23 protein-coding genes and 1 tRNA gene are annotated in these 26,271 nt (G+C 44.7%); 12 read left to right on the forward strand and 12 right to left on the reverse strand.

The annotated features are described in order from the left end of the window. Positions 1–76: 76 nt before the first annotated feature. Entirely contained in the window at positions 77–922 is an 846-nt protein-coding gene (locus tag ICL07_RS28725) for a sugar phosphate isomerase/epimerase family protein (protein WP_188091504.1), read from the forward strand. Between the two features lie 88 nt (positions 923–1,010). Here ICL07_RS28725 and ICL07_RS28730 read toward each other — a convergent pair whose 3' ends face one another. The 4 genes from ICL07_RS28730 to ICL07_RS28745 form a co-directional block, all read right to left on the reverse strand. After that, positions 1,011–4,250: a glycosyltransferase family 117 protein gene (locus ICL07_RS28730; RefSeq protein WP_188091505.1), complete on the reverse strand. Its 3,240-nt coding sequence runs from the start codon at positions 4,248–4,250 to the stop codon at positions 1,011–1,013. A 172-nt stretch (positions 4,251–4,422) separates the two neighbouring features. Beyond that, positions 4,423–4,716 carry a putative quinol monooxygenase gene (locus tag ICL07_RS28735; RefSeq protein ID WP_188091506.1) on the reverse strand — a complete coding sequence of 98 codons (294 nt, stop codon included), beginning with the start codon at positions 4,714–4,716 and terminating at the stop codon, positions 4,423–4,425. Continuing rightward, positions 4,713–5,540, reverse strand: coding sequence for an SAM hydrolase/SAM-dependent halogenase family protein (locus tag ICL07_RS28740; RefSeq protein ID WP_188091507.1), 828 nt, complete (start codon positions 5,538–5,540; stop codon positions 4,713–4,715). Before ICL07_RS28740 ends, ICL07_RS28735 begins: the two co-directional genes overlap by 4 nt. 197 nt (positions 5,541–5,737) lie before the next feature. Then, positions 5,738–6,553 carry an SDR family oxidoreductase gene (locus ICL07_RS28745; RefSeq protein WP_188091508.1) on the reverse strand — a complete coding sequence of 272 codons (816 nt, stop codon included), beginning with the start codon at positions 6,551–6,553 and terminating at the stop codon, positions 5,738–5,740. Between the two features lie 213 nt (positions 6,554–6,766). Between ICL07_RS28745 and ICL07_RS28750 the strand changes: the two genes are divergently transcribed. Further along, positions 6,767–6,839: transfer RNA gene (locus ICL07_RS28750), tRNA-Lys, on the forward strand. 223 nt (positions 6,840–7,062) lie between these two features. Here the strand turns inward: ICL07_RS28750 and ICL07_RS28755 are convergent. The 3 genes from ICL07_RS28755 to ICL07_RS28765 all read right to left on the reverse strand — a co-directional run bounded on the left by ICL07_RS28755 (position 7,063) and on the right by ICL07_RS28765 (position 9,850). Continuing rightward, positions 7,063–7,995, reverse strand: a complete 933-nt coding sequence (locus ICL07_RS28755; protein ID WP_188091509.1) for a hypothetical protein — start codon at positions 7,993–7,995, stop codon at positions 7,063–7,065. An 82-nt stretch (positions 7,996–8,077) separates the two neighbouring features. Then, positions 8,078–8,731, reverse strand: a complete 654-nt coding sequence (locus ICL07_RS28760; protein ID WP_188091510.1) for a hypothetical protein — start codon at positions 8,729–8,731, stop codon at positions 8,078–8,080. A 243-nt stretch (positions 8,732–8,974) separates the two neighbouring features. Continuing rightward, positions 8,975–9,850: a hypothetical protein gene (locus ICL07_RS28765; protein WP_188091511.1), complete on the reverse strand. Its 876-nt coding sequence runs from the start codon at positions 9,848–9,850 to the stop codon at positions 8,975–8,977. 163 nt (positions 9,851–10,013) lie between these two features. Here ICL07_RS28765 and ICL07_RS28770 point away from each other — a divergent pair, with 163 nt between their 5' ends. The 5 genes from ICL07_RS28770 to ICL07_RS28790 all read left to right on the forward strand — a co-directional run bounded on the left by ICL07_RS28770 (position 10,014) and on the right by ICL07_RS28790 (position 13,384). Continuing rightward, positions 10,014–10,733 carry a hypothetical protein gene (locus tag ICL07_RS28770; RefSeq protein WP_188091512.1) on the forward strand — a complete coding sequence of 240 codons (720 nt, stop codon included), beginning with the start codon at positions 10,014–10,016 and terminating at the stop codon, positions 10,731–10,733. Positions 10,734–10,840: 107 nt separating this feature from the next. Continuing rightward, positions 10,841–11,179, forward strand: a complete 339-nt coding sequence (locus ICL07_RS28775) for a helix-turn-helix domain-containing protein (RefSeq protein WP_188091513.1) — start codon at positions 10,841–10,843, stop codon at positions 11,177–11,179. Positions 11,180–11,621: 442 nt separating this feature from the next. Beyond that, positions 11,622–11,984: a plasmid mobilization protein gene (locus tag ICL07_RS28780; protein WP_078668357.1), complete on the forward strand. Its 363-nt coding sequence runs from the start codon at positions 11,622–11,624 to the stop codon at positions 11,982–11,984. Next, positions 11,974–12,747 (forward strand): relaxase/mobilization nuclease domain-containing protein, encoded by a 774-nt coding sequence (locus tag ICL07_RS28785; RefSeq protein WP_188091514.1) that lies wholly within the window; start codon positions 11,974–11,976, stop codon positions 12,745–12,747. The genes ICL07_RS28780 and ICL07_RS28785 overlap by 11 nt, the downstream gene beginning before the upstream one ends. Positions 12,748–12,784: 37 nt before the next feature. Beyond that, positions 12,785–13,384: a hypothetical protein gene (locus ICL07_RS28790; protein WP_188091515.1), complete on the forward strand. Its 600-nt coding sequence runs from the start codon at positions 12,785–12,787 to the stop codon at positions 13,382–13,384. 171 nt (positions 13,385–13,555) lie between these two features. On the opposite strand, the gene ICL07_RS28795 is transcribed toward ICL07_RS28790, so the two are convergent. After that, on the reverse strand, positions 13,556–13,990 hold the full coding sequence (locus tag ICL07_RS28795; protein ID WP_188091516.1) for a helix-turn-helix domain-containing protein: 435 nt from the start codon (positions 13,988–13,990) through the stop codon (positions 13,556–13,558). Between the two features lie 185 nt (positions 13,991–14,175). On the opposite strand from ICL07_RS28795, the gene ICL07_RS28800 reads away from it, so the two are divergent. Together ICL07_RS28800 and ICL07_RS28805 are read left to right on the forward strand one after the other, a co-directional pair. Then, positions 14,176–14,625, forward strand: coding sequence for a hypothetical protein (locus ICL07_RS28800; RefSeq protein ID WP_188091517.1), 450 nt, complete (start codon positions 14,176–14,178; stop codon positions 14,623–14,625). 10 nt (positions 14,626–14,635) lie between these two features. Further along, positions 14,636–14,929 carry a hypothetical protein gene (locus ICL07_RS28805; RefSeq protein ID WP_188091518.1) on the forward strand — a complete coding sequence of 98 codons (294 nt, stop codon included), beginning with the start codon at positions 14,636–14,638 and terminating at the stop codon, positions 14,927–14,929. Between the two features lie 64 nt (positions 14,930–14,993). On the opposite strand, the gene ICL07_RS28810 is transcribed toward ICL07_RS28805, so the two are convergent. The 3 genes from ICL07_RS28810 to ICL07_RS28820 form a co-directional block, all read right to left on the reverse strand. Further along, positions 14,994–16,355, reverse strand: coding sequence for a site-specific integrase (locus tag ICL07_RS28810; protein ID WP_188091519.1), 1,362 nt, complete (start codon positions 16,353–16,355; stop codon positions 14,994–14,996). A 407-nt stretch (positions 16,356–16,762) separates the two neighbouring features. Further along, entirely contained in the window at positions 16,763–17,629 is an 867-nt protein-coding gene (locus tag ICL07_RS28815; RefSeq protein ID WP_188091520.1) for an NmrA family NAD(P)-binding protein, read from the reverse strand. 72 nt (positions 17,630–17,701) lie between these two features. Then, positions 17,702–18,502: a helix-turn-helix domain-containing protein gene (locus ICL07_RS28820; protein WP_188091521.1), complete on the reverse strand. Its 801-nt coding sequence runs from the start codon at positions 18,500–18,502 to the stop codon at positions 17,702–17,704. Between the two features lie 406 nt (positions 18,503–18,908). On the opposite strand from ICL07_RS28820, the gene ICL07_RS28825 reads away from it, so the two are divergent. Next, a complete protein-coding gene (locus ICL07_RS28825) occupies positions 18,909–20,252 on the forward strand; it encodes a serine hydrolase domain-containing protein (RefSeq protein ID WP_188091522.1) in 1,344 nt (447 codons plus the stop codon). An 81-nt stretch (positions 20,253–20,333) separates the two neighbouring features. Here ICL07_RS28825 and ICL07_RS28830 read toward each other — a convergent pair whose 3' ends face one another. Further along, positions 20,334–21,215 carry a helix-turn-helix domain-containing protein gene (locus ICL07_RS28830; RefSeq protein WP_188091523.1) on the reverse strand — a complete coding sequence of 294 codons (882 nt, stop codon included), beginning with the start codon at positions 21,213–21,215 and terminating at the stop codon, positions 20,334–20,336. Between the two features lie 279 nt (positions 21,216–21,494). Between ICL07_RS28830 and ICL07_RS28835 the strand changes: the two genes are divergently transcribed. Then, positions 21,495–24,668, forward strand: a complete 3,174-nt coding sequence (locus ICL07_RS28835; RefSeq protein WP_188091524.1) for a beta-L-arabinofuranosidase domain-containing protein — start codon at positions 21,495–21,497, stop codon at positions 24,666–24,668. 105 nt (positions 24,669–24,773) lie between these two features. Then, positions 24,774–26,186 carry a sialate O-acetylesterase gene (locus ICL07_RS28840; RefSeq protein ID WP_246485197.1) on the forward strand — a complete coding sequence of 471 codons (1,413 nt, stop codon included), beginning with the start codon at positions 24,774–24,776 and terminating at the stop codon, positions 26,184–26,186. Positions 26,187–26,271 lie beyond the last annotated feature (85 nt).

Consider the following 26,271-nt stretch of genomic DNA (forward strand, 5'->3'; position numbering starts at 1 on the left):
TCTCTGCGAGAAGTGACGCAAAGTCTTGTATTTTCCGTTGAAACCTATTACTTTCAATCATCAAAAAAATAACAATATGAAAAAACTGAGAAATGCATGGCTGCTGGCAGGAGGTTTAGCGGTGGCATTGTTTACACAATCAGCCAAGGGCCAGGCCAGGGCGGATGCATTGGGCTGGAAACTGGGTGCCCAGGCATGGACATTCAACCATTTTACGCTGGCAGAGGCGCTGGATAAAATGGACAGCTGCGGTATCCAGTATGTGGAAGCATTCCCGGGCCAGACGATTGGCGGTGGGATTGAAGGCAAAATGGACTATCATATGTCCCCCGACAAACAGGAAAAGGTAAAAGAACTGTTTAAGAAGAAACACAAGGTGCTGATGGCTTTTGGCGTGGTAGTACCGAATTCTGAGGCAGAATGGCGCATGCTGTTCGATTTCGCCAACAGAATGGGCATTCAGAGCATTACCAGCGAACCTCAGCCGGAATATCTGGACCTTATTTCTTCCCTGTGCGATCGTTATAACATTAAACTGGCGATCCACGATCACCCGAAACCAAGTCCATACTGGAGTCCTGAAGCCGTGCTGAAAGCCATCGAAGGCAGAAGCAAACTGATGGGCGCCTGCGCAGATATCGGTCACTGGGTACGTTCCGGTCTCGATCCGGTTGAGTGCCTGAAAAAACTGAATGGCCATATTGTAAGCCTGCACTTCAAAGACCTGAATGAAAAATCAGAAAAAGGACATGATGTTATCTGGGGCAACGGTGTTTGTCAGATTCCGAAGGTACTGGAAACGTTAAAAGCACAGAAGTTTAAAGGGCTTTTCTCTGCAGAATATGAGTACAACTGGGATACCAACGTACCGGAAGTAAAAGAAAGCGCTGCTTTCTGGAAACAAATGGTGAGCAATCTGTAATCATTTAGCTATTAAAATAAATTGGGGGCCTTTGGTCCGGATTCTATTTCCGGTGACCAAAGGCCCCCAAATTTATTTTGGTATTTAGTTATTTTTTGGCAGTATCCGGTGCTGCTTTAGGGGCAGCGTTGGAATCTCCCGTGGTGTTCATGTTTTGCAGGCCTTCGCGGGCGTGCTGGCCACCAGGACCGAAATCTACCTTCATGCGTTCCAGCCAGTCGATGAACTGTTGAGCAGCCTGACCATCGCGTTGCAGGTCGGCCGTCATTCTGCTGGCAGGCAGGGATTGGTAGTAGCGGAGCTGTTGCTGACAGTCTTTGATGATCTGGTTAGCCACTTCTTCCCCACGTTTGGTATCGCCGGCAATATAGTGTGCGTATACCGTTTGCAGCGACGTGTAGTTGTGCATGTTACCCGGAGTAGTCATCGCGTAAGGGAAGTTTACTTCCTTCACGTTTTTGTCCATGTAAGTGAGCACGGAGATAGCGCTGTCTTTGGAAGCACCGCCCTGTGTCATGGCTACGCTCAGACGGGTAAAGGATTGGCGCAGGTACAGCAGCATTTTGCGGTTCGGTTCATCGAAGTAGGTGCCAGGTGTTTGGGCGCCGCCGAAGGAGAACTTGTGCATCAGGTTATCGTACATTACGCCTACGTTGGCATTGATATCCATGCCTAACGGATCTGCAGCAGTTGGTTTAGGCATGGGAACCAGGTGGTAAGCCAGGCCGTCTGTTTGCAGGTAATCGTTCAGACCGAGGTCAGTCGGGCTGGTGAAGTAGATCGGACGTTTCCAGTTGTTGGTAGCGATGATATCGTAAACAGCCAGATCGTTTTTGAGCAGGTAGCTTTTCGCGATTTTGATAGGCACCTGTGGCAGGATTTTATCTGCATCTTTCGCGCCTACAACGCCGTATTTCAGCACTTCTTCCTTGTTAACCGGGATAAACAGCTGGCGGGTAGGCAGGAAGTTTTCGGAGCCACCGTCCTGGGTGTTTATTTTGTTATGGTCATCATCGCTTCCCATGAAGTCCATGATGTCTTTCAGGTTGAAGTATTTATCAGCCGGAATATTTCCCGGATCGTAGAAGCGGATGTAGTTGCGGGTTTCGCCCTGGTATTTATCAGGTGTCCAGCTCATGGGCACAGCCTGGCTTTGGTTCACCATTCTGCGTTGCTGATCGATGTACCAATCCACCCCGAGGAGGCTGAGGTTGATCACGCGGATATCCGGGCGGATGCCTTCCACTTCCTGGGCGTACCAGAGCGGGTAGGTATCGTTATCACCTACTGTAAAGAGTATAGCGTTAGGCTGGCAGGATTCCAGGTAATCTTTTGCGATATCGCGGGCAATGTATTTGGTAGAGCGGTCGTGATCGTCCCATTCCTGGGCGGCCATCAGCACCGGTACGGCCAGGAGGCACAATCCGGTAGCGAGGGCAGGTGTCATCGCGCTCTTCATTTTTTTGTTCAGGAAGTTGTATACAGAGAGTACGCCGAGGCCTATCCAGATAGCGAAAGCGTAGAAGGAGCCTACATAGGCGTAGTCACGTTCACGTGGCTGGTTACCGGCCTGGTTAAGGTATAATACGATCGCAATGCCTGTAAAGAAGAACAGGAGGGATACAACGAGGGTATCTTTACGATGGTGGTTGTACTGGAAGAAGAAGCCGATGATACCGAGTATGAAAGGCAGGAAGAACAGGGTGTTGTGGCCTTTGTTTTCCTTGAGGCTGTCCGGCATCATGCTTTGGTCGCCGTAGATCAGGTTATCGATGAAGGGGATACCGGAGATCCAGTTACCATCGCGTACGTTGCCGTAGCCTTGGGTATCGTTTTGTTTACCGACGAAGTTCCACATAAAGTAGCGGAAGTACATGAAGTTCATTTGGTATTGTACGAAGAACTTGATGTTATCGCCGAAAGAAGGTTTTTCGTTTGCTTCCAGTCCGAGCCAGGAGCGGTAGAAGTCTGCGTGGCCCTGGTCGTTGCTGGCGTCCCATACGCGGGGGAACAGCATCATATCATCGGAGGCGTATTTCGGCTCCATTTTTTTGCCGGCCACCATGTATTTTTTATTACCGCGGGCGTAGATGTTGCCGCCTTCATCGTAACGTTCGGGGCGTGCAGTGAACACCTGGCCGTAGATCAGCGGGAAGTCGCCGTATTGTTCACGGCCGAGGTAACCCACGAGGGAGATCGGGTTGTCTACGTTGTACATATCCACAGATGGGTTGGCCGTAGAGCGGACCATGGTGGTGATGTAGGTAGAGTAACCGAGGAGCGTAAAGAGAATGAACAGGATGGTCAGGCGGCTGAAATGCTGCAGTTTACCTGCATCCAGTTTGATGCTGAACGTCTTCAGCAGGGTAGGGATGAGCAGGAAGAAAGCCGCCAGCAGTACTTTAAAGAATACTACGCCGCCGCTGGTATCGTTGTAAGCGGGAACCAGGATCACAGATGCGATGACGATCAGGGGAGCGTACAGCGCGAATTTAGGTTTCCGGTAGCCGATGAGCAGTACTGCGGTAAGGGCAATAAAGTAGAAGGCGAAGCCGGAGAAGAAGCCCATACCGAGGTTATTGACGAAGATAACGTCCATATAACCGGAGGCTTTTACGGTATCCTGGATCAGGTATTTTTGGATCATACCGGTAACGGCGCAGCCGATGAGGAAGGCCCAGAAGGTGCCCCATCCGGTAGGTTTGAAGCGTCTGAAGTAGTAGACCATCACGATAGCCGGGATGGTGAGGAGGTTGAGCAGGTGTACCCCGATGGAGAGGCCCAGGAGGTAAGCGATCAACACGATCCATCTGTCGGCATAGGGTTCATCGGCTTCATGTTCCCATTTGAGGATGGCCCAGAAAACGATGGCGGTGAAGAAGGAGGACATACCATATACTTCCCCTTCCACAGCGGAGAACCAGAATGAATCAGAAAAGGTATAGGCGAGGGAGCCAACGATACCGGCGCCCATGATTGCGATCATTTTCTCACGGGAGATTTCTTCCCCTGCTTTTACCATCAGACGACGGGCAAAGTGCGTGATTGTCCAGAAGAGGAACAGGATGGTGAAACCGCTGGCCAGGGCAGTCATGGTATTTACGCCGAGGGCTGCCTGTGAGGGTTTCAGGAACATGCTGAAGAGTCTTCCGAGCAATACGAACAGCGGTGCTCCGGGAGGGTGGGGGATCTGTACTTTGTAAGCACTGGAAATAAACTCGCCGCAGTCCCACAAGCTGCCCGTGGCCTCCATAGTCATAATGTAAACAGAGCAGGCAATGATGCAAATCACCCAGCCAACTATGTTGTTGGTCCTTTTAAAATTCATAAGGTTGTTTTAAGGTCCGACAAAAATATAAAAAGTAGCAAATTATGCTAATCTGCCGAACAGTTTTAACTTTTTGTAAATATCTTTTTGATTGTTATCTATCAGCTTGAATAGTAGCTGTTTTCCGGGGGATTAAAACTGCGTTAGAATCCCCGGTGTGCCTGGCGGGCGTTCAGGCTTTAAAAGCCTCTGTAACGGTCCATGCTGCCGGTTTTGCGTTAAACAGCACTTTGGTAGCGGCCCAGGTTTCCCGGAACAGGTCAGACTGCCGGTAGTTTTCGAGGGCGGTTTCGGACTCCCATTTGCTGAAGGTAAAGAAGGTGTTGCCGGAGGCGGGATGTTCCCATAATTCCAGGTGGAGGCATCCGGGGAATTGCCGGATGAGTAGTTGTTGACGGGAAAACAGTTCCCGGAAGGAGTTTACCTTATCGGGGGCAAACTCCATTTTAACGAGTCTGTTGATCATTGAAAGATTATTCTGACAGTTTGGTAGAATGAAAGTTGCTGGAAGCCGGTGGGCTGGGTGAGTTGGTCTCTGCGGAAGCCCTGGAGACCGAACAGGCCGGCGGCATTTCCTTTATTGATGGCTATTTCGAGGTAACCGGCTGCGTTGAAGATGGCCAGTTTCTGGCCTTCAGGCACATCAGCGTAGGTTTCACTGATTTGGTTGATGACTTCATTGCGGCGGAAGAATATCTGAAAGCGGCGGTTTTTGCACTGGGCATTGAACTGGTCGCGGGTGATATTGACCACTACGTTTTCGAAGCTATCGATATGAATGATCTGGCCTTCGATGAAATCGTCGCCGACGAGAGGTTGCAGGTTGTGTTTCACCTGTATTTGCTGCGTCATGGGGGCGATTTCGCCGAGGGCTTTGCCTCTGCTTAGTTCACGGGCGGCCATGGCCAGCGCCTGAATCATGGAGAAGGTTGTTCTGGGGGCATTGGCCGGCAGGGGTATTTTCACCACCTTTTCGGGCATGCCTCCGGCGATCATGGTGATCAGGCCATTATCTGCGCAGCCGATATACTGGCCATTATGTTCCGCTACCAGGACGTGGTCCGGGCGGCGGTCGAACAAGTTGATCAGTACAAAGTGAAAAGTGCCCAGGGGAAACCAGGCGAAAGCGCTTTTACAGATATAGGTGGCTTGCGGGAGATTGAACGGGCTGATATGATGGGTAATGTCCGTAACATGACATTCCGGGCAGTAATGCCAGAGCTGCCCTTTGATGGCACCTACCAGGTAATCCTGCATCCCTATGTCTGATGTTAATGTTATAATGGACATGCCAGAAATTCTAATTCCGCTCTAAATTCACATTTCAACGCCCTTCCTTGCTAACAGTTACCGGTATCACATCTGAATGGCATATTTAAATGTCCGCTTTCCTTCCAAAAAAGATGCCATGGGGTTTTAAATGCAATCTCATTGCAAATAAAGGTAAAAATACCGATGGCTCCGTATTTTAAGCAGAAAATTTGATTTTACTGTAAAGGGGAATTGGGTTCTTTCTTAAAGTGGTTATAGACGAGTTTGTCCAATACGCCGGGTATCAGCTTGCTGAGCAGAACCGTTAGTTTGCCCTGTCCGGTCAGTACCAGCGTACGTTTGCGTTTGGCGATGGCCTTTGCCACGGCTGTTGCCACAGCTTCAGCGCTCATCAGTTTGGACTCGTCCAGCGGTGTTTCACTTTGTGCCTGTCCCTGTGGGTTAAGTGCTGTATTCCGTATATTCGATGACGTGAACCCGGGGCATACCCACATCACGTTGACGCCTGTATGCAGATTTTCAGTACGCAGTGCTTCGAGGAAACCCTGCATAGCGAACTTGGATGCGGAATAGCCGGTGCGTCCGGGCAGTCCGCGGTAGCCTGCAATAGAAGATACCCCTACAATAGTGCCCTTCGATGCCAGGATAGCCGGAAGCGCGTACTTGGTGCAATAAACAGTTCCCCAGAAATTAATATCCATCAGCGACTTCAACACCCCCAGGTCCAGATCACGGAACAGCGCCCGCATGGAAATACCTGCGTTGTTGATCAGTACATCGATACGGCCAAACTTTGCATTCACCGCGTCGATGAATGCTTTGCAGTCGTCTTCTTTACTCACATCCGCTGTATAGATGAACAGTCCCATAGGATTATTCAGCTCATTGCGCAGTGCTTCCAGCGCCGGCAGCTTACGGCCGCATACGGCTACGTTAGCGCCGTGTTGCAACATCTCTGCTACCATGGCCTTACCAATGCCCGACGATCCGCCGGTAATAACGACTGTCTTGTTCTGAAAGAAAGTTTTCATGGGTATATTTTAGCATTGCAAAAATAGGCGAGAAGTTCATAGTAACAGCATTTTATTATAGGAGCGGTACAGATTTGTGCCGGCGACATGATAGGTTTATTCCGCTGTAAGGTGCTTTGCTGGCGGGTTTATAGAAGAACGGCGGAAATTTTTTTGTAAAAACTTGTTTAAAAATAAATTATTCCTATTTTTGCACCCGCTTCAACAGCGAATGATTCCGTAGCTCAGTTGGTAGAGCAATACACTTTTAATGTATGGGCCCTGGGTTCGAGTCCCAGCGGGATCACAAGCAAACTTTAAAACCTGCGCTGGTCGCAGGTTTTGCTTTTTTAGTTGAGCGTTTAGTCGAGTTCCTTTTGTATAACCCCGATTTCTTTCCCGTACTTTATACAGGTTAATCAGCTTTTACTATGGTGCAAATATAGGTATTGAGATTTATACATTTCATTACTGCCAACATATAATTAAGGTATCGAAAACCATTTCTGAAGGAAAAGATGGTACTACGATTAGTGAATTTGAGCACTGTTATCGATGTTATCTTTTTTGCTGGACAAATGAGGATACAAATCATGAATCCTTTTCTTTTTTTCTTCCGTATCCGCTTTATCCAACATCCTTTGAAAGAAGTTTGATTCTAGATAATGTGTGTTGACACCTTCGTAAAAATAGTCATCGATAAAATCAATGGATAATTCAAGTATATGTTTCATTTCAATTAAACCTGATAAGTCGAACACAATTACAGTGTCGTCTTGGGGATTATCATCATATTTGATATATTGTTCTTTGAAATCGCCGGGAATTTTGCCTAAGTGTTCCACAAATTTATAAAGCGGGTCAAGTACTAATACTTGGAAAAGCGAATTATTGTGGTTGTTACTAGTCATAACTTCAATAGTTTTCTGATATATCGCTGATAACTTATGAGTATGTTGAGGCTGAGTTCCAGTTAAATCAAGATATGCCTTGCAAAAGACTTCGATATAAAAAATCAGGTTGTGATATATAGCAGATGATAAACTGATAAGGCGGCCAAAGCTATGAGAGTCGATGTCATACACCCTTTCATCTTGAACGACTTCAATCGCTTTCTCAAATAATAATGAAATCACTGTATATTGGTTTCGGCATGCGTTTACGGTGCGACTTTGAGCTCTTTTCTTATTTGCAACTAAGCCGATAGAGCTGACCCACACATATCCGAACTCACTTTCTGATATGTGCAATTTTCGTATTGAATCATAATAAAAGTATTTGCTTGTAAAGTCTTCATTGTTAATGCCTACTGATTCAAGCAGAGCAATGAAAAGCTCTCGGTCGGAAAATTTAAATTGGTCAGCAAATGGTTCCTGTTTGGTAATTCGATTAACTATTTCTTCCACATGGGTTTGTTTGGATACTAAAATGTATTCTGTCCCATTTTCAGTTATGAATTCCATCTTTATTTGTATTGAAAATTATTTGTTGTGTGTATATTATTTCGATGTACTTGATTTTCTTCAGTAAAGCATATGGTAATTATTAACGATCTTTTACGAAACCATATCTTGAAGATAGTTCTTCAGTTCCCCCTTGTAGAATAATCTCCAATTGATTTTGGGATGCCATTGTTTTTAAAGATTCAAATATATTTTCTACTAGGTCACCAAGCGCGAGTAGATTTACAGTGGTACAATTCTCTGGGTTTCTCGTTGAAATCTTTCCATCCCATTGGTCTTTCGGCAGTTCGATTAATGGAGTGGTTGAATTGGCCCGCAAGAGAAAATGATGGGTTAATGCGGGTTCTCTTCCATTAATATTATACAAGCCATAATCATGAGCCAAGGCACATCTTAAGGCATATATGCAATATCTTTCACTATCTTGCAAGTCAGAAAAATATTGGAGTGTTCTTACAATACTAGCTGTTTTAGATTGAAAATTAATAGAGATCGTCGAAGGCTTAAAACACTTTCCAATCTGATCAAGCAAGATTAGGTACCCAATTGCTCCAAGCCAACATCCATTAACATTATTGTCATAAATCTCAATCTGCCCTGTTTCTATATTTCTTCCTGTAAATTTTCGCGCATCGCGAATCCCGGCAATTAAAGCTGAGAAATATTCTTGATTGCCTATTGGTCGTACGCCAAATAAATGTAAGTTGATGATTTGTTCAGGTGTTAACTTGTTCATTTTAAGCTACTTAATTGTCAATGACTTTATTCGGTTGCCTGATTGGTCTCGTGTGCAAAGATAAAGTTGTATCTGCGCAGTCTTTTTGCGCAGTTGCTTCAAGGTAGAGAAAAATAAAGAAATCAATTAAAATTGACATTATTATGCCCTATAAACGGAGGGAATCATTGTAGCCTTCCCCCCAAATCCAAATCAACCTGGATTTGAGGAAATATACTAGTTTCAGATCTTTTATTGATGCAGCTAGTTATTATCTTGAAAATTGATTAATTTGTCAAACTGATACACCACTATCTCCTTTTTTCCACTGGCATCACCGGTTTCAATAAATAGATATTTGTCATTAAAATACTTTATCGAAATATTATCTGTCTTCTGATCTTGTCTTAATTTATTTTGAATCTGCCTAATATTTCTTAAACCCTCTGGTAGCATATACGATTTGTGAAATACAATAGGTAATATCAACATAATTACAATTAGAATTATAACTAAAAATGGCCCCAAGGGGTCAATTATTTTCGCAATCTCTATTTTGAAATTGCATAGCTTGGCAATCTCGACAACTACGATTCGTAAATTGGCAAAAAGCATAATTGCATAAGCGGGTGCAAAGCTGAAGTACGCTAGTGATAATGGTGCATTACTCATTAATGAGGGACGAATGCACAAAGCGCCACATATTAAGAATGCAAATATTGCTGCATGAGAAACAATTACGCCAATCGCTGGCCAAATACTGCCATCATGGCTTAATTCGTTCTCAATATTAGTATTGCTGATTGCTTCATTAACAGATAAAGATTGTTGCTCATTTGGGCTCTCATCTTGAGAAATGCTTTCTGAGGAATTAGATGCACTATTTGTTCTTATTCCACTGTCTGGAAAATATAATCTTAAGACAATGAAGCTCGTAAGCAACATGGCAATAATGATAAATAATATTAGAATACCATCGGGTACAAGTTGTGAAACAGAGAAAAAACGAATGTACCCAGTTCCAATATTGGCTAATTCAATTACTTGCCACAAACCGCCAAGTAGAGTTGGCACAAGGACAATTAAGGCTAGATTATCATTAATGTTCTTGAGAGTAACTTTCTTATTAAATATTTTCATAGATCACAGCATTATTAAATCCATAAATCGAGCTTGGATGACTATTGGGTAGTTATATATTTTATATATTAAAAATGTTTACTGAATGAAGCCAATTATTTGGAATTGCACCCCCCAATATCGTATATTTATTAAATATTGTTTTACCTAAAAATCATAAGGTATGAGAAGTTTGAACATGAAGCAGTTGAAATCCTTTTTCACCTTTGACCTTCCCGTTAATTACAGCTACATTTATTCTCGCTTTCGTAAAATTCATGAATGGCAGCGCGATATTTACGCCAGTTGGCCGGCAGAGGCAACGCGCCATCGGTTGATTGATGAGTATTGGAATAATGCGCTTTGGCATTATTTGCTATTGGTTGTAGTGGCTATCATCGCTGTTTGGTTTCACAATGGTCAATTGAATGGTATGTATATGCTTGTCAGCGTGACGCTGGGAATAACCGCATATCTGCCGTTGTATTTCATTCTTTATCGGCCCATATTTATCTGTGATTTTCTGCCGAAGCTAGAAACAGTAATAGCAGCCTATGAAGGCCGTGAGCGCGCATGGCTGGAAAAGTGTAAACAAGACCAGCTAACTAACAGGGCGCTTGTGCTGTTTTTCTACGCATTTGACAAAGCCAGCAATGCCAACTACCTGACAGCTTCCGATAAATGCGCCAATCTGTTACACAAAATTTTCGGCTCAAGCCCTGATGGTATCAAAAAAGCCCTGGAGTTTGCCTTTAAGAGTGAGAAACGAGATAAATTAGAATATCGTCATCGTGTAGAGGTGGGCAAAAGTTTTGAAGAAGCCTATGCCATCTTGGAAGAAATGCGGTTTGACGAAGGCATCCGAGAGCTAAAGTACCTAGAGCAAAAATTTCAAAGGCCCTAATATCATTCAAAACATACGACAAACCCTTCCTATTTTCGCCAAACAAGTATACTTAGCCTGTTTTCTTTTTCCTTAGCAACCATATTTGCCGTATAAATCGGTATAATATGGAAAAGAGAGAAAGAAGTGTGCAGACGGCAGCGCCAATACTGTTCCCGATTGAGCCGGAACAGTTTTGGCAAATACTGCGTGTATTGGTGCGGGAAGAAGTCAGCCAACTGGACAGGCAGCCGGTGCGTATCCCGGCATATGATACCCCCGGCCTCACCTATAAGCCCCTCTATAAAATCGGTGAGGTCTGTCAGCTATTTCAGGTTACTAAGCCTACTATTTACGACTGGATAAAGCACGGCAAACTGAAGCCGTACAAAATCCGGTCGAGGGTCTATTTTCTTTGGAACGATATACAGCAATTGTTACAGCCGGGAGAACAGTCGAAAGAATGACAGGCAGCGATGCTACCTGTCGCGGAGATCCGGCGGGGCTGCTCTACGCAGGCCCCGCCCGCGAAGATCGAACGGGCCGCCTTTGGCACCCCGTTCCCGGAGAAGGTACAGGCGGCGTTGCCACCTGTACGCGGAGATCGGGTGGGGCTGCTTTACGCAGGCCCCACCCGCGAAGATTGAACGGGCCGCCTTCGGCATCCCGTTCGCGGATTCGGAACGGGCTTCGCTCCGTTAGCGAGCGGTGTTTTTGCTGCGCAAAAACCGCTCGCCCCCTCGCTCCCGTTGGTCGCAAGGGGGATAATGCAGCGGAGATTGTAGCGGAGGATGACGGGCAGCTTCGCTACCCGTCTGCGGAGAAAGTACCGGCGGCAATGCCGCCGGTACGGGAAGATCGGACAGGGCAGCAAAGCTGCCAGCCCTCAAAGATTAAAACGTAGTAGTTATGGAACAGACGCAGGAAAAGAAGAAAGGTAAAGGCGGCAGGCCGCCTAAAGCCGTAAAGAAAGAAATTCGTACGGGTATACGGTTTACCAGAGCCGAGTATTTTATCGTCAAAGAAAAGGCCATTAAAGCAGGTTTGCGCTACACTGGCTATATCCGTCAGATGGCATTGTTTGGAGGTGTTATAGCCCGTTTAAACGACGAGGAACGGGCATATATCAAACAATTAATAGGGATGGCAAATAATATCAATCAGGTATCGAAACAAGCCCACAAAGAGGGCATGTTAAATGCCATGCTACTTTTTGAAAGTTACCGTAGCCAGATTGATAACCTATTAAACTGGTTAAGACGTGATAAGTAAAGTAATTACCGGTAAATCTTTTTATGGCTGCTGTCGTTATGTTTGCGCAGATGAACAGAGGGCGGAAATACTGGAGGCAGAAGGGGTGAGAGATTACAGCTACCGGCATATGGGCAATGATTTTGAAATGAGCCGGCAACAGTTACCAGACAAGCGAAAGGCTGTTTTTCATGGCATCCTTAGCTTTTATCCTGGTGAACAGTTGACGAATGAAGCAATGGCGCAGATTGGGCGGGAATACCTCGAAAAGCTAGGTATCACTAATACCCAGTATGTGATAACAAAGCATACCGATACCGATCATTTGCACCTGCATATTATCGCTAATTTGGTCAACAACCGTGGAAAGGCAATCCGTGATAACTGGATAGGATTACGCGGTAAGAAGGCCGCGCAACAGCTTACGCAAAAGTATCAGCTTATTCCTGCCATCGAAAAGAAAATAGCCCTCACCAACCTGCAAGCCCTTAATCATGAAGAAACAGCCCGTTATGAGATTTTTCAGGCTATTGAAACTGTATTGCCCGGCTGTAAAACCTTGCCAGCATTGGAAAAAGAGCTGGTAAAAAAAGGGATAGACGTACAATATAAGCACAAAGGGAATACACAGCAATTACAGGGCATTAGTTTTAAAAAAGGATTGTATGCCTTTAAAGGCAGCAGCATTGACCGGAAATATTCCGTATCAGGCTTACAAAAGATAATGCAGCAGCAGATTACACAAGAACAGCAGCAAGTAAAAAAACGTGGTTTGCGCCTGTAATAGTAAATCTATTTAAGAATGAATTAAACTATGAGTTATGAATGAGTTGTTATTGCAGACAATTGTAGACAAGTTAAATAAAGTTGATGAAGGTATCCGGCAAATAAATAGTGCGGCGCCGCAAATGCCGGACTATACAGAACAGTTAAAGAATGTCAGTGCTTCTTTAGAGCAGATAAGAGCAGATGTAGCAGGAATGCCGGAGCGCCTGAAATTTCCTACAGCGGCGGTTTATACGCTATCGCAAAATCTTGAAATAAATAATGATCTGCTGAAACGTCCGCCCATACAAGAAATAAAGCATCATCATCACGTAAGGGCGGGGGTGATTGTCTCCGCTTGCCTGTTCCTGTTGCTTGTCTTAGGGGCTGTATGGTTATTCAACACACGCTCCATTTTACAGGCTTATAGGGCAGGAGATATAAAATATCGTTACATGCAGCTACAGGGCGGCAAACAGCTGCACCCATTTCTGTCTACGATAGATAGCTTGTATCAAGCGCAGCCGCAAGCCTTCCGGGATAGCGTTCTGAACTGGGAAGAAGAAAGACAGCGTATAGCAGTTATGCTACATGAAGCACGGGAAAAAGAGGAAGAAGCAGGCCAGTTAAGGAATAGAGCGAAGAGAAATCGGTAAATCTGTTTTTTCGGGGGAGGGGCTAACGCCACCCCTCCCCCCATGCCCCCTCCCGGCGGGGGTTTCAAACAATAGTGTGATCGTGTAATTGCCGATATTTCACCGTCTGATAGAAAACAGAAAAGCCACTGTGTAAAAACAGTGGCTTTTGTATGTGTGGTTTTAACTATCTTATTTCCCGCCCTTCTTATCATTCAGCAATTTCTCCAGCATTTCTATTTTTTCCCGCTCACTTTTCAATAGCTCTTTATAAAGCTGCTCGTTCTTCTCCATAGCATCAACCCATTTTTCAAAAGGGTTGATGGTGCATTTATAGTATTGTGCGTATGCGACAGATTCATCCGAAAACGTATTTGAGATAATGTTTACTGCTGCTTCTTCACTAAAATTCTTAATCGCTTCGGGGGATACTTTTAAAACCTTCGCCACCTGATCTAAAATATCAGATTCTACTTTCTCTTTCCCCTCAAGCAAGGAAATCTTCTTTTGCGTCCAATCATCGCCTAGATCAGCCGCCATTGCCTCTTGGGTTATATTCAACATTTCCCGGAATCGTTTGATATTCCGGCCTTCATGGATGCTTTTATTCATAGTAGTAATGCTCATGAAACAAATATAAGATTTTTTTACTGCTAAAATATGCCTTTATCCAGGATAATTTACCCCCTAAAATACTTGATTATTCCCATAAAATATGCTTATAACGAATTGATTATGATTTTATTGTATTTGATCTTGCATTAGTGTTTGAGAAAGACGTTTTTGTCATGATTTGTATTAAATCTATCACAATGGCTGATCTGTTATCTGATTTAGAGAAAATTACCCTTTACACCACAAAACAAAGCCTGACTGAGTACTGCTGGGAGCTATTTAGCATTGTTTTGTCCAGTTCAGAGGCTGACAGTTGGGATATGCGCCAGAGGAATCAGGCCATACTATTTTGTAGGTTCTTCGTGAACACAATTAACGCGGCCTTCTCTATAAAAGAAGCCCTAATGCGGGATAACATGACGCGCCTCACCGGTTTGCTGTGTCGTGAATTGGAGGAACATTTGGTTAATATGGAAGAATACCAATCGGAGGTTGATGTTGATGACCTAGAGCAATTCTTCGATGGATACGCAGAAATCCTCTTTAAACAGGAGGAATGTCTGTTTGACGGCCTATCGCGTAAAATCAGTTTAAGCTATTTCAAAGATTTTTTTATTCGTCTGAGGTTAATTGATTTAACTTTCTAAATAACACATTATGAAATATGTTTATGTGAATGAATCCGAATTAGAGCCTAATCCTCTCAGAATTTTGTACAGTGCGTTTTTTAATGCGAGTGCAATGTTCAGGGCGCATATGTGTCGTGAATGTAATTTTAGTGAACCGACATTTTATCGTAAGATGCGGGAAGTGCATCAAAGAAATGGACGTATCCGCATTTTGCCTTTAAGTGGCGCGGAAAAGGATAAAGCTTGCCAAATCGCTGCATTAGTCAGCAAAAACTTGGTACAGGAAGTGGAAAGTCTTGTTATCTCGTTGAAGATTGAGTGAGGTTGTTGAGTCTATAAAAGGTGTTGTTTCAATAAATTTGAAACAACACCTTTTTTGTTAGCAGCTATCCTACATTTACCAAAGTTGTAGCAGTGATACCCATATCGCCCCGTTTTTCCCATATTTCCCTGATCTTTCGGCCTGCTTCCTCTGGCGTAATCCTGATGTACCGGTAAAAATCGCGTAGGCTTTTATGGCCGCTGATCTTCATTATTAGCTCTACGGGTGTTCCTGCCAAAAACTCATTGGTACAGAAGGAGCGGCGGCAGGTGTGTGAGGTTATCCACTCATGTTTGGGTTTTACCTGTACTATATCTTTATTTCCCTTTTTATGGGAGAATTTTATTAACTCGCAAATGCCCGCCAGTTGTGCCACTTCTTTTATATGGCGGTTAAATTCGGGGTTACTGACTACGGGAATCTGACGGTCAAAGCGTTTAAGCAATATTTCCTCCGCCGCGTCCCTCAACGGCACAACAACCCAATGGTCAGATTTTTCCTGCTTCTTATATAATGACCCTTTCCGCACGTCTTCCGGCTGAATAGACGAAAAATCGGAAAACCTTAGCCCCGTCAGGCAGCCAAGCACAAACAAGTCCCGGTACTTTGTCAGATGGGGCCTTTCGGATAGGTCTGCCTGATAAATCCGGGTAATTTCGGGCCAAGACAGGTATACCGCATCGGCGTCCTCGTCCAGTATTTTAAAGTCGGATAAATCAATAGGGGCGATGATTTTACGGCGCATCCTATCTCGCAGGAATATACGAAGCTGTTTAATGGTTTTGCCTACGGTGGAAGTTTTTAGCCCTATTATCTGTTCCTTTTTACCGTCTATTACCTCCGACCTGCGGCGCTGTACGTAATCGTAGGTCAGGTAGCCGACAAGGCTTTCATAGAGGTTGAAATCAAAGGAATCAAATGTTATAGCGGCTCCCCGGTGTTCCTGAAAGGCTGCCATATGGTCTTTCATGTTCTTATACACGTTCAGCATACCTGCCGAAACCTTATCCCGCTTGCATTTGATATAATCCTCTATCTGGAAAATCAGGTCAAGGTTAGTTTTGGGGTCGAGGGCTGCCGCCTGTTGGGCCTTTTCTTCCAGTGTGGCCGTGTCGAAGGCAGGGTGGAAGGTCTTTTTTACAAAGGTGGGTATATCCGGTACTTTCTTTTTCACTGCATGGGTAATAATGTCGTTTGCTTTCCGTAGCAGTGCCGCCAGCTGGCCGTTTAGGGCGTCAGCGGTTCCGTATGTGGCGGGAAGGTCGGAGGTAATACGGTGGAACTTCCGGTTCCAGTATTTAGGAGGAATGGCGATTTCCGTGTTCAGGAGGACGGTTTTAGCCCCGCAGTATTGGATAAATACAATACAGGTACTATCTTTGCGCACTTTGCCCTTTGGGCAGATAAGTTTGATTGGTAACAGCATACTCAAAAAATTTTAGTCGAGTTTTTAGTCGAGTTCAATGCTGTTAACCGTTATAAAGGTAGGTCTTTAAAAAATCGGATGGTGTTATAAAATGTTGAAAATCAGCGAATAAACGTAAGGATAAATAAAGTTGTGTAAGGGTTTTCCTTACTTCTGTAATCCCAGCGGGATCACAGACAACTTACAAACCTCGCGCTAGTCGCGGGGTTTTGTTTTTTAGTTGAGTTCCTTTTGTATAACCCCGATTTCTTTCCGTACTTTATACAGACTAATCAACATTTACTAAAGATAAGCGGTATCACCACTTAGGACAAGCTTTCGAAACTGAAAGCCTGCCCTTTTTAGTTCCGTTGGAAGTCGCTGCAGCGAAGGTGTAAAATATTTGTGCAGATTTGAGGATAAATCTGTTATTTGAAGTATGTTGCATGATCTGCTATAAAAACTTCTAAGGTTCGTGGTGGACAACCCAGTATTGTCCTTACACAGTCTGTAACAATTTCAGTTTCTCCATTACGCTGTTCAGAGTCGTAAGCCAGAAAAGTTTCGATTAATGCGGCCGGCATGTTCTTTTCTTCCATATCCTGCTTTGCCTGTTCAAAAGAAATAGGACAGTAGATCACTTTTTCATGAATAACATTGCTGATGGCCGTTGCAACATCATAATAGTTGACTGCCTTATCGCTGGTAAGGAGATATATTTTATCAAAGTGAGTTTCGGGTACTGTCAGACATTTAAAAGCCACATCTGAAATATCCCTCCTATCCACATGTGCTCTCTTTCCATCACCGGTCGCTTCATAGAATTTCCGTTCCTTACGCACAGCATCGGCTATTTCACCTAACCAATTCTGCATAATTCCATTGGGACGTAGGATCGTATAATGGATTCCAGATGCGATTAAGTAATTTTCGATCTGTCCGTGGCTACGTGGTATATAAAGCCTGGAGTTGAGGTCGGCGGCACCTGAAGAAAGCTTCACAATATGCTTAATCCCCATTTCCTTTGCCACATCAATCACATTTTTTTGATCTTCTGCAACTGTGGGGCTATTTCCAGATAATAAAAAAACAGCCTTACTGTTTTCCATTGTCGCATACAAACTTTCCTTATGGGACATATCTGCCAGTACCCATTGTACAAAGGGAAAATCAGTAGTATTATGGCAGTTCCGGGTTACTGCTATTGTTTCAATTTGGGTTTTAGATAACAGGTGGATCAGCAATGAACCGATATTGCCAGATGCACCAAAAACGGTAATTTTATTATTTTCCATTTTGAAAGATTTTGAATGATGGCTCAAAACTATCTTAACGGAAAAAAAGAAAATTGAACAAACCCGACATTTTTAAGACAACCATTCCGGAAAATTTAATACTTGTTCATTTGCCTGCTGCGAAAACAATTTCGGTGTAGTGCCGGTAAACGATTTAAAATCACGGATAAAATGTGCCTGATCCGCATAAGAATGCTGATGGGCTATTTTAGTATAAGATGTAAATTTCCGGCTACGAATATGGTCCAGCGCTGCCTGAAAGCGGCAAATACGAAAGTATAACTTTGGAGGTATGCCTATATTCGTTTTAAACATCCTTTGCAGCGAACGTTCTGTAATGTTAAGTTCTGTCTGAATTCTATATAAGCCATCGTCATTGTTTATATTCAAATTTGCTGCTGCATAGGAAGCGTATACATTTTCACGATGCTTATTTTTTGTAATCAACTGTGAGATGAAATCGGAGATAATAGTTATTCTTTTATTTAAACGTCTCTCTTCCAGCAACTGTGCTGTTAAGTTATTTTTTACAACATCATTTAAATGAAAATAACTATCAGTTAACTCACTAGCATCAATTCCGAAAATTGATTTAATGGCATTGGTCTGAAAACATACGATAAGGTTACAATAGCCATCGCTGACTGTTTTTTGCGAATTGGAACTTGTCAGACCATGCAGATAAAGTGGGGGTAACTTTTCATTATTAATACTTGTAAAACAGGTGGTTTCCTGAAATACAAGGCCAGGGTTAGCGTCTGCAATTATCTTAAATGTCTTTATTTGATCACAACGGCCGCTACTTTCCAGTAAACCGAAATATCGTATGTATGGTCGCAACTTCGTAGCTGGTTGTATTTGTGTATATTTCATCCTCTTGTATTTGGCGTAATAAACTGAAATGCCGGCAAATAATTTCGGATATAATTAATTGCAAATTTTAGCTTACTCCGCCGTTAGGTATGTATTGTATATGATTGTGTTAACTTAGAAAGGGCCACTGCTTATCTTTGCGGTAATCCCTCTTTAGGATTATCAACTTTTACTAAGATACGAAAACATCTATGGTGACTCCCAAGTAAGGATACGAAATCCTTGATGTTTTTTTGCCCCAAATTCTGTTACCAATTGTATGATTTAAAGGTCTCTGCATGATATTTCCGGGCGAATATCACATTAATCCGGTATTTCGTCACATTATCGCTGTGTTGTTGGGTTAGCGGATACTTTTGTTAAAGTAAAGAAATTACTCATTCTGACATCTTCAAATTTAATGAGCATGAAAACATTATTCGCATTTCTGTTTTGTTTTATGTTGTTGCCATATGGGAAGGCGCAGAATGTGCCGTTGAAGATAGACTCGTTGATATCCGCTTATGTTAATCTGAATAAGTTCAATGGTGTTGCGCTGGTTGCCTACCGGGGTAAAATAATTTTTGAAAAAGGCTATGGCTGGAAAGACTTTGCAGATAAAAGCTTAAATAATGCCAACACCATTTTCCAGATTGGTTCCATCACAAAGGAATTCACGGCGGCAGTCATCTTAAAATTAATTGCACAAAAAAAACTGGGATTGGAAGATAAACTCAGTAAATTTTACCCGGATTTTCCCAAGGGAGATAGCATTAGTATTAAAAATCTGCTGACACATACCTCCGGCATTCCAGATTATACTCACCGTCCTGATTTTGAAAAGATATCCGTTATCCCAACGAATGAAGAGAATATGCTGGCGCAGCTGAAGCAGCAGCCGCTGGAGTTTTCTCCGGGAGAAAGATTTAAGTACAGCAATTCCGGATACGTATTACTAGGTTATATTATTGAGAAGGTGACTCATCAGCATTATGAGAGGGTAGTCCGGGAAATGTTACTGAGTCCCTTAAAAATGGAAAATACCGGATTTGATTATAAGGGATTAAAAAGTGCCAATAAGTCGCAAGGCTATACGGTTTTTTCTGTGTTGGAAAAAAAGGTATGTCCCGTTATAGATTCTTCAGAGTTCTTTGCTGCGGGGGCGATGTATTCCACGGTAGGAGATTTGTATAAATGGCATCAGGGATGGCAACAAGGGCTGGTGGTGACGGAGGAATTGGTAAAGGCCGCCTATACGCCATTTAAAGGAACGTATGGTTACGGATGGGATATGGATTCTGTATACAACAAGCAGGTGGTTGGACATAGTGGCGCCATGTTTGGCTTCAGGGCTAAAATGGTCCGCATACCTTCAGACGACCTTTTTATTATTTTGTTGAACAACCGTTCTGATGATCCGTACCTGGCAGCTATTTCAAAAGGCATTTCTGCTATTGTTTATCAACAGCCATATGTTTTGCCAGTTCCGGCAGCCAGGCTTAGCAGGAAGGAGCTGAAAATTTATACGGGGAGATATGAATTTAGTAGTACCGATTTTGCAGATATCTTACTGGTAGATGGCCATCTGATGGGGCGTTCTCCCAGAAGGACACTGGAGTTGATAGCTCGTGAAAAGGACCATTTTTGGGTAATGGAAAGGGAAGGAGAAGAGGGAGAGATTACCTTTGGAAGAAACGGGAAAGGTGAGGTAATCGAGATATATTTAAATAAAGGGAAAGGTGAGATACGGGTGGGGAAGAAGACACGGTAACTCCTACCCGCACACGAGCATGCCGGCCTGTCGGATCTGTAGCATGGCAGGGGCGGTCGATAAGGTTGTTCCTGTCTGTATTTAAAATCCAATAGTATTCATCTGTTTTTTGTATGCTCCCGGCGATACTCCTGTTATTTTTTTGAAGATTTTGGAGAAATAGAATACATTATCAAAACCTGTTTGTGCCGCAATTTCAGTAAAGGTCATCCGGCTTGTCAGCATCAGGTATTGAGCCCGCTCTATTCTTTTTTCATGTACATATTTGACAGGTCTTTCGCCGGTGTGTCGCTGAAAAAGGCGCGAAAAATAATCCGTATGCAGGTTTGCTTTTTCTGCCAGAAGGGTTACTGATAAGTCACGGTTCAGGTTTAACTGAATGTAGCTGATGATATTTAAAATTTTAACCGGCACATGGCCTGTATCCCTGTGCTTAAACGTCTGCTGTGTCAGAAACCGCGAAACCAACTGAAGGAGAATGCCATGTGTTTCCGTGAAGGTTGACAGGCTTTGACGGTTATTCAGCTCCTGGTACTCTTTGTAGAAAATATTTTTTTCGTATACTTTGGGGTTGTCAGAACGATTAATGCCCCGCCCCGGATTTATCTCCAATAGCCGCCTGAAGTTCAGTATATCCATTTCAGTCGCTTTTACCTTCATAATAACCCTGTTATTTTCAAATAACGAAATGCCATCCGATGATTCCTCAAAGAACTGAACGAAGTATTGGCTGAGATAATCAGGGCATATCAGGTTACATAAGGTGAAACTGGGTATGATATACAGAAAGCCTGACTCAAGCCTGACTTTGGCCGAGGCATCCCATATTTCTCCCGCGCCTGCATCGATATAATATATCCTGAAATATGGACTGATCACATTGCTGTAATTCCACCCGGAGTCAAGCTTTACATGGTCAACGTTCAATAGTGTGAATGTTTGCTTTAGTGCTCTTTTAATCATGTGGAATATTTAATAGACGTTCTTCCAATGTTAGGATTTTACTATAAAAATAAACAGTAAATAGTCGGTTTTGTATAAAAGAAAGTCCTATTAAGCCAAATGTTTGGTAAATATTTCGGAGTAAGTTTGGTTGTCAACTATTATTTGTCGTCATCGGTGCGGGGCTGACTGAAAAAAGGATGCCTGAAAGCCCCTTCAATTCCACGTATGGCGAGGGTCTGTGTGCCGACAACATTTTCGTAAAAACAATACTGTAAAACCACGTTATAAGAAAATAGCATGAACAACAGGTGCTTGTATATTTTGATCGTATTTATGACGCTCCGTCATATGTGCATGGCACAGGCAGATAAAGCTGCATTTAAAGCGGACACTGTACCCACTTTTCCTGATCCTCCCGTGGGGTTTAATGTACAGCGTAATGATATACCGCACGGGAAAATGACAGTTGTGCAATATCTGTCAAAAACGCTTGGCAAACGCAGGGAACTAAGTGTATATACGCCGCCGGGTTATGCTGCTGACAGAAAATATCCTGTGCTGTATTTGTTGCACGGTATTGGGGCCGACTATCGGCAATGGACGGAGTGGTGCCAGGCGGATAATGTGGTAGATAATCTTATTGCAGATGGTAAATTGCAGCCGGTGATAATGGTTTTCCCCAACTGCGATACCCGGTTGACGGTAACGGATACGGCGTCGTCCAGCCGATCGGGGAGGGCGGATGGATTTGAAGGTTATGGAAAATCATTTGAAGAGGATTTAGTGAAAGATATCATTCCTTATATCGATTCGCATTATTCCACTATCATCGACCGTGAGCATCGTGCGTTGGCAGGGTTGTCAATGGGAGGCGGACAGTCGTTAAATATAGGCTTGTATCACCTGGAAACATTTGCCTATGTAGGCGGCTTTTCTTCGGCGCCCAACACCAATAAGTTTGGCGGTATGTATACAGATGTTGAATTTATTCCGGATAGGAAAGCTGCCCGGGAAAAGTTGAAACTGCTCTGGATAGGATGCGGTAATAAAGATGGCCTTTTCAGGATAAGTGAAAAAGCCCATCAATACCTCGACGAAATCGGCATGCCCCACGTCTGGAATGTAGATACTAACGGACACGATAATACTGAATGGGACCGTAACCTGTATTTGTTCGCCCAACGGATTTTTATACAGCACCGGCCAGGGGCATTACAGGCGTTTGCACCGGGCCGGGTCCGGCTGTTGCCGGGACCTTTCCTGGATGCCCGGCGTACAGATGAAAAATATATGCTGTCCCTGGACCCGGACCGTTTGTTGGCTCCTTTTCAAAAGGACGCTGGCATCCCTGTAAAAAAGGAAAATTATGGTAGCTGGGAAAGCGGGGGACTGGATGGACATATCGGCGGACATTACCTGTCGGCGCTTTCGCAGATGTTTGCCGCAACCGGAAACAAGGTTTTTCTCCGCCGCCTACATTATATGCTCGACCAATTGGAACAGTGTCAGCTGAAGAACGGTAATGGATACCTCGGCGGTATTCCGGATGGGAAAAAAGTCTGGAAAGAGCTGGCGGAAGGCAAAGGCGATGCGGTCACGAAAAGATGGGTGCCCTGGTATAACGTGCACAAAACAATGAACGGCCTGTTGGACGCCTGGACGCTTACTGCCAGCACGCAGGCCCGTGATATGTTATTGCGGCTTTGCTGCTGGAGCAGGGAAGTTACAGCCAACCTCGGCGATGAACAGATGCAGCTGATGCTGCAAACGGAATTTGGAGGAATGAACGAAATTTTTGCTGCGGTAGCGGAGCAAACCGGCGATACCAGCTGGCTTTATATGGCCAGGCGTTTTACCTACCGCAAACTGCTTGAACCGCTCGGCAGGCATATCGATGCTCTTACGGGATTGCATGCCAATACTCAGATCCCCAAAGTGGTGGGCTTTATGCGGACAGGGATGGCAGGTCATGATACCGTACTGGAAGATGCCTCGGCATTCTTCTGGAACACGGTGGTATCGCACAGAAGCATTTCTATAGGAGGAAACAGCGTACGTGAACATTTTCATGCTGCCGATAATTTCCGGGCTATGTTGGAAAGCCCCGAGGGTCCGGAAACCTGTAACAGCTACAATATGCTAAAACTGACCGGGCTGCTTTTTCTGCATAGTCCTGACCGTAAGTTTATGGACTATTATGAGCGCACGATTTATAATCATATCCTCTCCTCCCAGCATCCCAACGGAGGCTTCGTATATTTCACTCCCATACGTCCCCTGCATTACCGGGTATATTCCACCCCTCAACATGCCATGTGGTGCTGCGTGGGAACCGGTTTGGAAAATCATGCAAAATATACGGCGCTGATTTATGCTCATTCGGATGACTCGCTCTATGTAAATCTGTTTATCCCCTCGGTATTACAATGGGAAGGCAAATCGATGACACTGGTTCAGGAAACCCGGTTCCCGGAGGAAGACGTCTCTTTGCTGAGGATGACTTTAAAAAGGCCGCAGCTCATGACGATGGCAGTGCGGGTGCCGGGATGGGTAAAAGACAGTATGACCGTTACTGTTAACGGACAACGTGTCATCCCGGCCATGAGTGCATCGGGTTATATGTTTATCCGCCGCACATGGAAAAACGGGGACGAACTGAAAGTCCATCTTCCTATGGAAGCACGTACCGAAGGCCTGCCGGACGGTAGTCACTGGGTATCCTTTTTGTATGGACCTGTGGTACTCGCCGCTGCGACAGATACGCTCGATATGCCAGGGCTGCATGCGGATACCAGCCGCTGGGGCCATATTGCCCGCGGCACCCTGCGGCCGCTGCAGGATGCACCTGTACTTGAACTGGAAGGCCCCGGCCCTGTCAGGTTGCAGCGCACAGGCCGGGCGCTGGAGTTTACTGCAAATAACCTTATCTCCGGGCCAGCCTTCCGGCAGCTTAAACTGGTGCCGTTTTACCGGGTACATGACAGCCGGTATATGCTCTACTGGCCTTATGCAGGCCAGGGAGATCACCGTAAAGCGCCTGCGCCGCAGGGTGATGAAAGTCCGCGTCCGGACAGCCTGATAGCTGACCGGGTGTATGCCGGTGAACAACAGCCTGAAGTTGACCATCAATTGGAGGATAGAGGCAGCAGTGCAGGTGTTTCGGGGGACCAGCACTTCAGAGTGGCGCAACAATCGTTTGCTTATACGCTGCAGACCGCTGCTGCAGGGAAACATCAATTGTATGTCCGTTACCGTTATACAAATGTGAACGATTGTGGCAGTGTTGTCGTCGGAAACAAAAAACTGCTGGAACTCTGCAGTCAGGCCGGCCGTGAAAAGAACGATCAAATCGTGGTAGTGGATATCCCCGGTCAGATGATTTCCGGGGAAACTGTAAAAGTAACTTTCGTCGCCGCTTCGGGCAGGACCACACCAGGTATCATGGAGGTCCGGCTTCTCAGGGCCTTGTAGGTTATTGACAATGCGACCGGCTTTTCACTTTTTCTGAGCTCGGCATGAAAAATATCTATTTCCCTTCTTGTTTGCCGTTTATAGTTTTTATATTTAACCAATAAGATGCTAACCGCGATGTTGAAAAAACACTTCCTCTACGGACTCTTTCTTTTTCTGCTGCCTACCGTACTCCACGCCGCTATCAGGTTGCCGTCACTCATTGGTAATAACATGGTGTTACAGCAAAACGACAGTGTAACTATCTGGGGATGGGCCAACCCTTCCGAAAAAATTACCGTTTATACAGGCTGGGATAACAAAACGGCTACTGTCACTACCAGCAGAGATGCAAAGTGGGCTTTGAAAGTGCATACGCCGGTCGCAGGAGGACCTTATGAAATAAGGTTGAAAGGCGCTAATGAGATTGTACTGAAAAATATCCTTATAGGTGAAGTATGGCTGTGCTCCGGACAGTCAAACATGGAATACAGCTACTATAATGGTATCCGGCAAATAGCAGCAGAACTGCCTGTTTGCAGCAACAATAATATCAGATTTTTTAATATCCCTAAAACTACGGCTGTATGTCCGCAGGACAATTGTCCCGGAACCTGGGAAGTGTGCGACAGCAACAGCCTGAAGCCGTTCAGCGCGGTGGGGTATTTTTTTGGGGTGAAACTACAGCAGTCGCTGGGAGTGCCGGTGGGACTTATCAACGCCAGCTGGGGCGGAACACCGGCAGAAGTGTGGGCGCCGGAACATCTTGTAAAGGATCAGCCACAACTTTCTGAAGCTGCCGCTAAGTTGGTCCCGGCCGCCTGGTGGCCACATCAACCGGGTTATGCCTATAATGCGATGATAGCACCGCTGCTCAGTTTTAACATAAAGGGAGTGATCTGGTATCAGGGCGAAGCAAATGTAAAAACCGCGGCCACCTATGCTCCGCTGTTCACCGGCATGATACAGTCATGGCGTGATGCGTGGCATAAGCAGCTACCCTTTTATTATGTTCAGATCGCGCCGTTTACCTACGAAAAGGAAAATGAGTCGGCACTGCTTCGTGAGGCGCAGACCCGCAGCAGCACCCTTTCCGGCACCGGAATGGTGGTAGTGTACGACGTGACAGACAACGTAAAGGACATTCATCCGCAGGATAAAAGAACAGTAGGCAACAGGCTTGCCAATTGGGCGCTCGGAGAGAACTACGGTAAAACCGGATTTACCTGGAAAAGCCCCTCATTTAAAGAAATAAGCATCCGCAAAAATAAAGTGACGCTCCGCTTCAGTAACGTTCCCACTTCTCTCCGGATTAATGGCAAAGTACCGATGGCGCTATACGTAGCCGGTGCCGACAAAGTTTTCTATGAAGCATCCGCGAAGGTGGAAAAAAATGCACTGATCGTATGGAGCAATAAAGTGGAGAAGCCGGTATCGGTAAGATATGGCTTCTCCAACACAGCGATCGGTAATATTTTTTCTTCAGAAGGTTTACCTGTCGGCCCTTTCCGTACGGATAACTGGCCCGTTGCACAGTAAATAGAAAGAGGACTATTGGCTGTAATTGTATCTCTGCATATCCCTCGGAACTGGACATCAGCCATATGGCTGATGTCGATTTTTA

The organism is Chitinophaga qingshengii, assembly GCF_014529935.1.
Classification (GTDB): Bacteria; Bacteroidota; Bacteroidia; order Chitinophagales; family Chitinophagaceae; genus Chitinophaga; species Chitinophaga qingshengii.